We start from the raw sequence: 11906 nt of genomic DNA on the forward strand, positions 1-11906 counted from the left end.
TCTTCGGCGCGGCACGTCTCCCGTACCCACAGGTGATCCGCAGCGAAGAGCTGCGGCCTCATTGAAGCAAGGCGGCGCAGGTTCGGGCAGGCATTGCTCCGCTCGTGATCCGCAGCGAAGAGCTGCGGCCTCATTGAAGCGGCGTGCTGATGTCCTGCTGGCAGTTGGTGGTCTGGTGATCCGCAGCGAAGAGCTGCGGCCTCATTGAAGCCATCGTCACGGATGCCCACTGAGGAGCATTCCCATGGTGATCCGCAGCGAAGAGCTGCGGCCTCATTGAAGCCAGAGGCATGCTAGTGCGCCGGCAGTGCTGTCGTGGCGTGATCCGCAGCGAAGAGCTGCGGCCTCATTGAAGCCGATGGTGCGGATTTCGCCGGGCCGGCTGGCACCGGTGATCCGCAGCGAAGAGCTGCGGCCTCATTGAAGCAACACCGTGCCGGCCACGCGCTGCTCGCGGCCCAGGGTGATCCGCAGCGAAGAGCTGCGGCCTCATTGAAGCAACCTGCTGTACACCAGCCCGACCAAGATCCCGCAGGTGATCCGCAGCGAAGAGCTGCGGCCTCATTGAAGCGATGTACTCGCGCACCTTGTCGGCTACGGGTTGCCAGGTGATCCGCAGCGAAGAGCTGCGGCCTCATTGAAGCCAGCGACGGGCGACGCGCACCACCTCGGCCATGCTGGGGTGATCCGCAGCGAAGAGCTGCGGCCTCATTGAAGCTCTTGCCCAATGCATCGACGGCCACGCCCTGCGCGGTGGTGATCCGCAGCGAAGAGCTGCGGCCTCATTGAAGCACGGCAGCGATAGCTAGACACGTCTTGACGGCAGCCTGTGATCCGCAGCGAAGAGCTGCGGCCTCATTGAAGCTCTAGCGCGCGTTGCGCAAAGGCATTCGTGGTGCCGGTGATCCGCAGCGAAGAGCTGCGGCCTCATTGAAGCGTGCTCGCTCTCTCAGCCGCATCCGTTGCAGCGCGTCGTGATCCGCAGCGAAGAGCTGCGGCCTCATTGAAGCACAGCGCGGCAGGTTTGCCGCAGAGGAAATGAGATGAGGTGATCCGCAGCGAAGAGCTGCGGCCTCATTGAAGCACCGCATGGAATTATCCATCGCCAAAAAAGGCATGGTCGTGATCCGCAGCGAAGAGCTGCGGCCTCATTGAAGCTACGCGCCCGAGCTCGAAGAGCGAACCTTCACCCGGTGATCCGCAGCGAAGAGCTGCGGCCTCATTGAAGCCCCTCGACATGAGCGCGAAAAGCTTCACGCAATTCGGGTGATCCGCAGCGAAGAGCTGCGGCCTCATTGAAGCGCCATCTCGCGCCCGGTGGGCGTGTTGTTGTTCTTCGGGTGATCCGCAGCGAAGAGCTGCGGCCTCATTGAAGCGTGGATCTTGAGCGGCGCTTGCTGGATCAGAATCCGGTGATCCGCAGCGAAGAGCTGCGGCCTCATTGAAGCCGGGCGACCTCATCATGAAGGCCGCCGACTTCCCGATGTGATCCGCAGCGAAGAGCTGCGGCCTCATTGAAGCTGGCGCATGTTCCGCACGTCGTGCCCGTCGAGTGTTGTGATCCGCAGCGAAGAGCTGCGGCCTCATTGAAGCCTGCCCGACCTCATGGCTGGCCGTCGCTCCAAAACCGGTGATCCGCAGCGAAGAGCTGCGGCCTCATTGAAGCTTCAGCTCCGCCGAGTACCAGTCCAGCGTCTTGCGGTGTGATCCGCAGCGAAGAGCTGCGGCCTCATTGAAGCGAGCAATTGCTGTACTGATGAGATCATGATCTAACCCGTGATCCGCAGCGAAGAGCTGCGGCCTCATTGAAGCCAACCTGCTCCGCCGTCCACGTCCTCTCGCGGATCGGTGATCCGCAGCGAAGAGCTGCGGCCTCATTGAAGCAGTGAACCCGGCAATGGAGACGACGCATAATGACTGGTGATCCGCAGCGAAGAGCTGCGGCCTCATTGAAGCACGGCGCAGGAACGCTACAACGTCAACCCGGGCGGCAGTGATCCGCAGCGAAGAGCTGCGGCCTCATTGAAGCGGTGGCTTAACCGTCCTTACCGTTTGTGCTCGCTCGTGATCCGCAGCGAAGAGCTGCGGCCTCATTGAAGCGATCTTGCTGCCGACGCCATCGACGCCCGCCTCGCCGTGATCCGCAGCGAAGAGCTGCGGCCTCATTGAAGCATCGAAAACCCGCCGCCTGACGCGGCGGTGGTGCAGATGTGATCCGCAGCGAAGAGCTGCGGCCTCATTGAAGCTGGACGACGAGACGCGCAACCGGCGCGGTCGTAATGTGATCCGCAGCGAAGAGCTGCGGCCTCATTGAAGCGACGACACCGAAGCGCGTGGCGCCGCCCAGCGCAGTCGTGATCCGCAGCGAAGAGCTGCGGCCTCATTGAAGCAACATGAAGACGGACGCGTCGTCGAAGCCCACCGGGGTGATCCGCAGCGAAGAGCTGCGGCCTCATTGAAGCGGCAACGTCGGCAGGATGTCGCGGCAGTCACCTAGGGTGATCCGCAGCGAAGAGCTGCGGCCTCATTGAAGCAGATCCAGCGCGCGCTGCTTGCCTTCCGCCTTCGCGGTGATCCGCAGCGAAGAGCTGCGGCCTCATTGAAGCATATGCATGAGCGCGTCAGCCGGTCGAGTGGTGTAGTGATCCGCAGCGAAGAGCTGCGGCCTCATTGAAGCGATGTGTTGGAACATGAACTCAACCTGCCGGACGATGGTGATCCGCAGCGAAGAGCTGCGGCCTCATTGAAGCAGTACAAGGACCGCGCGAACACGTACCACACGGGCGCGTGATCCGCAGCGAAGAGCTGCGGCCTCATTGAAGCGCGCCCGATCTGGCAGGCCTTCCCGCAGGCTATGCCGCGTGATCCGCAGCGAAGAGCTGCGGCCTCATTGAAGCGATTCCCTCACGTTCCAGTCGAGTGAGGCACTGCCGTGTGATCCGCAGCGAAGAGCTGCGGCCTCATTGAAGCCAAGCATGTAGCGCATTTCGTAGCGCAACATATCTGGCGTGATCCGCAGCGAAGAGCTGCGGCCTCATTGAAGCCCCGTGAGTGATCCTATCCATGCCAAACTCGCCATCGTGATCCGCAGCGAAGAGCTGCGGCCTCATTGAAGCATGTTCAAGGATGTGAACGCGGCGGCAACTTGGGTAGGTGATCCGCAGCGAAGAGCTGCGGCCTCATTGAAGCGGCCAATGCATGATCGCCACGGCATGGAATGGGGCATGTGATCCGCAGCGAAGAGCTGCGGCCTCATTGAAGCCGCGATGGCTGCAGGACAAGGCGCGCGAGCGCGTCGTGATCCGCAGCGAAGAGCTGCGGCCTCATTGAAGCCACGCGATCACTCGGGCTACCGCCAGCTGCACCACGGTGATCCGCAGCGAAGAGCTGCGGCCTCATTGAAGCTTCCCGTTCCTCGACCAGAAGGACATGGACGACCCGGTGATCCGCAGCGAAGAGCTGCGGCCTCATTGAAGCGTATCAGCGGTTGGAGCGGTGACGTCACTGACCCGCCGTGATCCGCAGCGAAGAGCTGCGGCCTCATTGAAGCCGCTGGTGCCTCCATTGGACTCACGAGGTATTGAATCGTGATCCGCAGCGAAGAGCTGCGGCCTCATTGAAGCTGCAGCTCGGCCACCCAGACCACACGACAGCGCACGGTGATCCGCAGCGAAGAGCTGCGGCCTCATTGAAGCATGCTTCGTAGTTGTGCAGCGATGCACGCCCCACTCAGCGTGATCCGCAGCGAAGAGCTGCGGCCTCATTGAAGCGCCAGTGGGCCGGACAAAACCATCACCGTTCCACTAGTGATCCGCAGCGAAGAGCTGCGGCCTCATTGAAGCGAGTGCAAGAACCAGTTCATGGCTTCATGCACAGGTCGTGATCCGCAGCGAAGAGCTGCGGCCTCATTGAAGCAACGTCTACGACTTCGCCTACATCGATGGAAGCCATGTGATCCGCAGCGAAGAGCTGCGGCCTCATTGAAGCTCGATACGGGAACGGGTGGTGCTATCTATGGCCTTTGTGATCCGCAGCGAAGAGCTGCGGCCTCATTGAAGCCACATTCGCCGGCTGGCAAAGTGGCGCGCGGAGTGTGATCCGCAGCGAAGAGCTGCGGCCTCATTGAAGCAATGATGGCGCGGGTCCGTGGTCCTGGCGCGGCGCCGGTGATCCGCAGCGAAGAGCTGCGGCCTCATTGAAGCAAGCTGTCGACCAGTGCCGACGGGGCGGCGTGGGTCGTGATCCGCAGCGAAGAGCTGCGGCCTCATTGAAGCTATAACGGGCCGGGTAATGTGGCGGGCTACGTGCTGGTGATCCGCAGCGAAGAGCTGCGGCCTCATTGAAGCCACGGCCTGGGGCTACTGCTACCAGCAGAACGGCCATAGTGATCCGCAGCGAAGAGCTGCGGCCTCATTGAAGCAAGGGCTGGATGGTGATCGGCATCATGGTCGCGGTAGGTGATCCGCAGCGAAGAGCTGCGGCCTCATTGAAGCCGCATCGTGGCGCTCAGCAGCCGGCCGGCCAACCTGCGCGTGATCCGCAGCGAAGAGCTGCGGCCTCATTGAAGCGCATTTGCGGTTGAGCTGCACCAGCAGGACGATTGGGGTGATCCGCAGCGAAGAGCTGCGGCCTCATTGAAGCAAGTTGGCGTCGGTGCCGTTGCCGGCGACCACTTGCTCGTGATCCGCAGCGAAGAGCTGCGGCCTCATTGAAGCCAGCGGTCTATGGCACGAGCGGATGTGGCTGGACAGGTGATCCGCAGCGAAGAGCTGCGGCCTCATTGAAGCATGCCGGACGGGATGCCGGGGATACGTCCGCCCAGCTGTGATCCGCAGCGAAGAGCTGCGGCCTCATTGAAGCTAGGCGTCGCGCATGGCGGCCTCGCGTTTCTGCGCGGCGTGATCCGCAGCGAAGAGCTGCGGCCTCATTGAAGCACGTCCACGTAGTCGGGCGCGCAGCCGACGGTGTGTGATCCGCAGCGAAGAGCTGCGGCCTCATTGAAGCAGCCAGGCGCGCACGCGCCAGCCGTTCGCGGCGCACGTGATCCGCAGCGAAGAGCTGCGGCCTCATTGAAGCACCTTGTACTTGATCGGGCCGGCCTGCTGCGTACCGGTGATCCGCAGCGAAGAGCTGCGGCCTCATTGAAGCTTGTGGAACAGCGCGCCCACGCGCTCGACCACCGCGTGTGATCCGCAGCGAAGAGCTGCGGCCTCATTGAAGCAAGCGAGCGGCCACCCGCGCCCGTGGCGAGGTAAGCCAGTGATCCGCAGCGAAGAGCTGCGGCCTCATTGAAGCCGTGACCTGTGCCAGCACAACGACTTCCAGATGGAAAGTGATCCGCAGCGAAGAGCTGCGGCCTCATTGAAGCGCCGGTGGACAGGAACGCTATGTGCGGCTGTTCGTCGGTGATCCGCAGCGAAGAGCTGCGGCCTCATTGAAGCCAACAGCGGCGGCCAGCTAAGCATTCTCGTCCAGCACGTGATCCGCAGCGAAGAGCTGCGGCCTCATTGAAGCACCGCCTGCACCAGTGGGCCGGGCAACGAGTCCTGGTGATCCGCAGCGAAGAGCTGCGGCCTCATTGAAGCTTCCCCGTCTGCCCGCGTGCCCTCGATCGCGCCCAGGGGTGATCCGCAGCGAAGAGCTGCGGCCTCATTGAAGCTCGGCGTCGGGCCGGTGGGCCTTCGCCAGTAGATCGGGTGATCCGCAGCGAAGAGCTGCGGCCTCATTGAAGCACCGACACCTTGAGGTCGGCCGCGGCCAGGATCTTGGTGATCCGCAGCGAAGAGCTGCGGCCTCATTGAAGCACCACCGGGGCCACCTACTTCTACCGTGCCCGCTCTGTGATCCGCAGCGAAGAGCTGCGGCCTCATTGAAGCATGGCCGCAGGTTGAATTGCCTCAGCGCAAAACGGGCGTGATCCGCAGCGAAGAGCTGCGGCCTCATTGAAGCCAGCGGTCATGCGCGTAGGTGCCACTCAGCGAGTTGGTGATCCGCAGCGAAGAGCTGCGGCCTCATTGAAGCGCAGAACTGCGTGGCCAGCAGGCGTGTCCGCGGTCGTGATCCGCAGCGAAGAGCTGCGGCCTCATTGAAGCGAAGTCCCAGCGCCGGGCGCGCGGCGTCGTGAACGCGTGATCCGCAGCGAAGAGCTGCGGCCTCATTGAAGCGCGGTTGCGGCGGCTTCGCTGGCGTTGCGGTCATGCGTGATCCGCAGCGAAGAGCTGCGGCCTCATTGAAGCATTACTTCACAGACCAGTCGCAGGTCGGGTTCGATAGTGATCCGCAGCGAAGAGCTGCGGCCTCATTGAAGCGTAGTCGAGAGAAATGGCTCCAACGTACTTCCGCAGCGTGATCCGCAGCGAAGAGCTGCGACCTCATTGAAGCCACGGTGCCGGTGGGCACCAACTTGCCCTCCGGCAGGTGATCCGCAGCGAAGAGCTGCGGCCTCATTGAAGCGCTGAGGTTACGACGATGGCGGGGTGCTTGGCCAATTGTGATCCGCAGCGAAGAGCTGCGGCCTCATTGAAGCAACGCTGGCGCCGTATAACAAAGGCAACGCGCCAGCGCGTGATCCGCAGCGAAGAGCTGCGGCCTCATTGAAGCGGGGTTTGCGGAGGACTTCGCGGTGTCGGTAGAACTCGTGATCCGCAGCGAAGAGCTGCGGCCTCATTGAAGCCCGGGCGCTTTTTCCTCATGCGCCTTTTCCGGCGCAGGTGATCCGCAGCGAAGAGCTGCGGCCTCATTGAAGCCGATGCTGCAGTCGACGGTGCGATGGTCGACTGATGGCGTGATCCGCAGCGAAGAGCTGCGGCCTCATTGAAGCACCACGTTCCAGGCCGACTCCATCACCAACATCGGCGGTGATCCGCAGCGAAGAGCTGCGGCCTCATTGAAGCCTGACGATGGCCGCCGGGCAGCTTGAAGATTGGCAGTGATCCGCAGCGAAGAGCTGCGGCCTCATTGAAGCAAGAACCCCGAGCGGTTCGTGCTGCCACAGCCGACCGTGATCCGCAGCGAAGAGCTGCGGCCTCATTGAAGCACGTCGTCAAGCCACATGATGCCCTTGTCGCGATCCGTGATCCGCAGCGAAGAGCTGCGGCCTCATTGAAGCTACCGCTCCGCGTCGAGCTACGAGCTGGCCGAAATCGTGATCCGCAGCGAAGAGCTGCGGCCTCATTGAAGCTTCGAGTTGCAGGAGCTCTACGTGGGCGCCGGCTTCGTGATCCGCAGCGAAGAGCTGCGGCCTCATTGAAGCTCTGCCGGTGCAGCCCCGGCGCCCCCGTTCGCTGCGTGATCCGCAGCGAAGAGCTGCGGCCTCATCGAAGCGACCCGCCCTCTTGCGCCTTGAAGAGCGCGATGGAGGTGATCCGCAGCTAAGAGCCGCAGCCTCATCGAATCACCGACGACACGCAGCGGACCCCCGAGATTTTCACCAGTTGAAGGGCTCTATTCTGTGCCAGCTGTGCGGTTATGGTCGAGAACTCCCCCGCACACGGACGAGCCACTGTTCCAAGCGAAAGCGGCGCATATGCGCCAGCCCACGAGAAAGCGCGGCATAGCCACGCTTTCTCATGCCTCTTTGCCTTCGTCGTAACTTACTTGACCGAGAAATCCTTGCTGGCGACCTGCTTGCCGTCCAGCGAGATGTCCACCTTGTAGTTGCCGGCCGGGAAACCATCCGGCTTGCTGATCATGAAGGCGGTGGTCTCCGGGCCCATCGCATTGAGCGACTTGCTGTCCTCGTGCACCACCTGGCCGTCCTGGGTGGTCCATTTCACCGCCAGCGTCGCATTGCCGCTGCCGCTGGTGTCGACCGAGGCATAGATGGTGTCCTTCGGCGCGAAGCTGGTGCCGCTGGCGAGGATCTTGTGGTTCGCGTCGACCGTCGAGCCCAGCTCCACCGAACCGACCGTGACTGCGGCGGGCGCGCCGTTGTTCATGGCGGTCGGAGCGGTGGTGGCCGGTGCGGGCGCAGGCGCCGCCGGTGGTGGTGCGGTGGACGGCGACGGCGCCGCCGATTCGTTGTTGTTCTTGCCGCAGGCGCCCAGCACCAGCATCGCAGCCAGCGACACGGCAAGGATCAAGGGTTGGCGAGTCATCTTCATGGAGGTACCTCCTGTTTCAGGATTTGGCAGGGATCTTCAGGACCTGGCCTACCCTGATCCGGTCCGGATCGGAAAGCTGGCCGCGGTTGGCGTCGAAGATCGACTTCCATGCATTCGCGTCGCCGTAGAAGTGTTTCGCGATCTTCGTCAGGTTGTCGCCAGCTGCCACGGTGTAGGTGGTGGTCCTGTCAGCGGTGGAGCCGACCTGCGACTGCACGTTGCTGAATTCCGCCTTGGACGGCGCATCCGGCGCGGTGGTTTCCACCCCGCCCTGCACATTGGAAAAATCTGCCTTGCCGGTCTCGTTGCCCATCGCGCCGCTCCGTCCGGGAAGAGTGGGTCTGTGATAGTCGGCTTGCGGTTAACGGGTTGTGAGCGTTCTGGCGAAGCGTTCAGCTGCATTTCGCGCGACAAGTAACCGGATCAACCGATACCGTGGCGAGCCACCATCGGCTTGCGCCCTTGCCGCCGCATCCACCACGCCCTTCTGCGTTCGGCCACGCACGAGAAGATCACGTACAGCGCCGGGGTGCTGAGCAAGGTGAGGCTCTGCGAGATCAGCAGGCCGCCGATCAGGGCGATGCCGAGCGGGCGGCGCAGTTCGCTGCCTTCGCCGAGACCGATGGCGATCGGCAGGGCGGCGAGGATGGCGACCATGGTGGTCATCATGATCGGGCGGAAGCGCACGGTGCACGCCTCGCGCGCTGCTTCCAGCGGACTCTTGCCGTGTTCGCGCTGGGCGACCAGGGCGAAGTCGATCATCATGATCGCATTCTTCTTGACGATGCCGATCAGCAGCACCAGCGCGATCTGCGCCACCACCGACAGCTCGGTGCCGGTCAGCCACAGCGCCAGCAGCGCGCCGACGCCGGCGGCCGGCAGGGTGGACAGGATGGTGACGGGATGGATCAGGTTCTCGTACAGCATGCCGAGCACGATGTAGACGGTGATCACGGCGGCGAGAATCAGCCAGCCCATGCCGCTCTGCGACTGCTGGAAGCGGCGGAAGTCGTTGCCCATCTGCACCCGGATGTCGCCGGGCATGCGAATGTTCTGCACGGTGGCCTGGATCACCGCCATCGCCTCGCCCATGCTCACGTCCGGCGCAAGGTTGAAGCTCAAGTCCATCGTGGTGTACTGGTTTTCGTGGGTGATCTGCGAGGGCGCCAGCCCCGGCTGCTGCTTGGCGAATGCGGTGATCGGGATCATCCGGCCACTGCTGGAGCGCACGTAGATGCGGTTGAGTGCTTCGGGCGTGGCAGTCTGCGCGGGCAGCGCGTTGACCACCACCTGGTACTGGTTGATGTCCGAGTAGATGGTGGACACCTGGCGCTGGCCGAAGGCGTCGTACAGCGCGCCGTCGATACTGCCGATCGACACGCCGAGCCGTGCGGCCTTGTCGCGGTCGATCACGATGTTCTGGCGCAGGCCGGCCTCGTCGACGTCGGTGCCGACGTCACGCAGCTTGGGGTTCTTCTTCAGCTCGGCCTGCAGTTTCGGCAGCCACTGCTGCAGGCTGGCCAGGTCGTTGCCCTGCAGCGAGACCCGGTACTGCGCGCCCTGGCTGGTGCCGCCACCGCCGCCGCTGGGCAGGTCCTGCACCGGGCGCAGGCGCAGGTTGAGATCCGGATAGTTGGCCGCCTTGGCGCTGAGCCGCGCGAGCACCGCGAAGGTGTCGTCATGGCGACCGTCGGCGCGGGTCTTCAGGTCGATGTTGAACGAGCCGCTGGTGCCCTGCCGACTGCTACCCAGGCGCGAGCCCACGGTGGCGACGTCGGGGTCGGCCATCAGCATCGCGGTGAGCCGTTCCAGCCGCTGGCGGCTTTCGGCGAACGAGACGGTGGCGCTGGAGCTGGCGCGGCCCCAGATCAGGCCGGTGTCCTGCGCGGGAAACAGGCCGGCCTTGACCACGCCGAACAGGTAGAAGGTGGCCACGATCAGCGCCAGCGGGGTCAGCGAGAACGCCAGCGCGTGACGCAGCGAAAAATCCAGCGCACGGGTGTACACGCGCAGCATGCCGGCATGGAAACCGTCCAGCGCGCGGGCGAGCCGCGACGGTGGCGCCTGCTCCTTCGCCGCATGGCCACCGAGGAAGCGCCCGCACAGCGCCGGCGTCAGGGTCAGCGAAACCAGCGCCGAGACCACGATCGCCGCCACCAGGGTCACCGAGAACTCGTGCATGAACATGCCGGTGATGCCGCCGGCGAACAGCAGCGGAATGAACACCGCGATCAGCGAAGCGGTGATCGAGACGATGGTGAAGCCGATCTCGCGCGCGCCGGCCAGGGTGGCCTGCAGCCGCGACATGCCCGCGTCGAGGTGGCGGATGACGTTCTCGGTCACCACGATCGCGTCGTCCACCACGAAGCCGATCGCGATCACCAGCGCCAGCAGGGTGAGGTTGTTCAGCGTGTAGCCGAGCACATACATCACCACGAATGCGCCGGCCAGCGACAGCGGCACGGCCACCGCGGCGATCAGGGTGGGCGCCAGCCGGCGCAGGAACAGCGCCATCACCAGCACCACCATCGCCAGCGAGATCAGCAGCGTGGCCTGCACCTCGTGCAGCGAGGCGCGGATGGTCGGCGTGCCGTCGAAGAACGGGGTCAGCGCGGTAGCCGGCGGCAGGTAGCTGCGCAGCGCCGGCAGCTGCTCCTTGACCAGGTCGACGGTGGCGATGATGTTCGCGTCGGCCTTCTTGTAGACGTACATCAGCACGGCCGGCTTGCCGTGGAACCAGGCCGCCTGGTAGGCGTCCTGCTGGCCGGCGTAGACCCTGGCCACGTCGGACAGCCGCACCGGCGTGCCGTTGCGGCTGGCGATGACCAGCTGGGCGAAGTCCTCCGCGCTGTGCAACTGGGCGGTGGCGCTGATCGCCATGGTGCTGGCGCCGTTGGACAGGAAGCCTTCGGGCGAAGTCACGTTGGCCGCGCCCAGCGCGTTGCGCAGCTGGTCGGGCGACAGCCCCATCGCGTTCAGTGCGCGCAGGTTCACGTCGACGCGGATCGCCGGCGTCGCCGCGCCGGCGATCTCCACCGAGGACACCCCGGGCAGCTGGCGCAGCCGCTGCGCCAGCAGGGTGTCGGACAGGTTGTACAGGTCGGCCGCCGACTGCGTGTCCGAGGTCAGTGCCAGCGCGATGATCGGGTCGTCGTTCGGGTTCGCCTTCTGGTAGCTCGGCGCGGCGCTCAAGCCGCTGGGCAGGTCCGGCGCGGCCGCATTGATCGCGGCCTGCACGTCGCGTGCGGCGGCATCCAGGTCGGTGCCGGTGCGGAACAGCATGAAGACGAAGCTGCGGCCCTCGGAGCTGGACGAGCGCATGGTCTCGATGCCGGGCACCTGGCCCAGGTGCCGTTCCAGCGGCGCAGCCACGGTCGAGGCCATGGTGCTGGCGTCGGCGCCGGCTTGGCTGGCCTGCACGAAGATCGCCGGGAACTGCATGTTCGGCAGCGCCGCCACGCCGAGCAGGAAGTAGCAGATCGTGCCGGCCACGAACAGGCCGATCGCCAGCAGCGAGGTGCCGATCGGGCGCCGGATGAAGGTGCCGGAGAGGTTCATGGAGTCAACGCGGACGGAAACGGACGAGGGTGCGGGGGACAAATCATCCCACTCTCAACGTCCGGGCCGCGGAAAGGTTGATCGCGAGGCTGCGCGAAGAGCAACCCCACCCCAACCCTCCCCTGCGAGCAGGGGAGGGAGCTGGACGTCCGCGCGCAAAGCAACTTCTCCCTCTGCGCAGCAGGGGGAGGTCGGGAGGGGGTGCTTTTGATCTCGCGATGAAGAGCGACCCCACCCCGGCCCTAC

General features: G+C 64.4%; 3 protein-coding genes and 1 CRISPR repeat array (1 of these 4 only partly in view). All 3 genes read right to left on the bottom strand.

Translation table 11 applies throughout. From position 1 onward, the window contains the following. A CRISPR array of direct repeats spans positions 1–7395; the repeat unit is 36 nt; unit sequence GTGATCCGCAGCGAAGAGCTGCGGCCTCATTGAAGC (it extends 1421 nt beyond the left edge of the window). A 197-nt stretch (positions 7396–7592) separates the two neighbouring features. The 3 genes from AC3WTD_RS08280 to AC3WTD_RS08290 all read right to left on the bottom strand — a co-directional run bounded on the left by AC3WTD_RS08280 (position 7593) and on the right by AC3WTD_RS08290 (position 11660). After that, positions 7593–8102, bottom strand: a complete 510-nt coding sequence (locus AC3WTD_RS08280; RefSeq protein ID WP_492613511.1) for a hypothetical protein — start codon at positions 8100–8102, stop codon at positions 7593–7595. 16 nt (positions 8103–8118) lie between these two features. After that, the gene (locus tag AC3WTD_RS08285; RefSeq protein ID WP_492613512.1) at positions 8119–8415 is read right to left on the bottom strand and encodes a LysM peptidoglycan-binding domain-containing protein; all 297 of its coding nucleotides are present in this window, start codon (positions 8413–8415) and stop codon (positions 8119–8121) included. 110 nt (positions 8416–8525) lie between these two features. Continuing rightward, positions 8526–11660, bottom strand: coding sequence for an efflux RND transporter permease subunit (locus AC3WTD_RS08290; protein WP_492613513.1), 3135 nt, complete (start codon positions 11658–11660; stop codon positions 8526–8528). Positions 11661–11906 lie beyond the last annotated feature (246 nt).

Source organism: Rhodanobacter sp. FW106-PBR-R2A-1-15, assembly GCF_058789735.1.

Bases quoted from the DNA above. Each gene is read 5' to 3' on its own strand.
- AC3WTD_RS08280 (WP_492613511.1), bottom strand. From the start codon at position 8,102: ATGAAGATGACTCGCCAACCCTTGATCCTTGCCGTGTCGCTGGCTGCG.
- AC3WTD_RS08285 (WP_492613512.1), bottom strand. From the start codon at position 8,415: ATGGGCAACGAGACCGGCAAGGCAGATTTTTCCAATGTGCAGGGCGGG.
- AC3WTD_RS08290 (WP_492613513.1), bottom strand. From the start codon at position 11,660: ATGAACCTCTCCGGCACCTTCATCCGGCGCCCGATCGGCACCTCGCTG.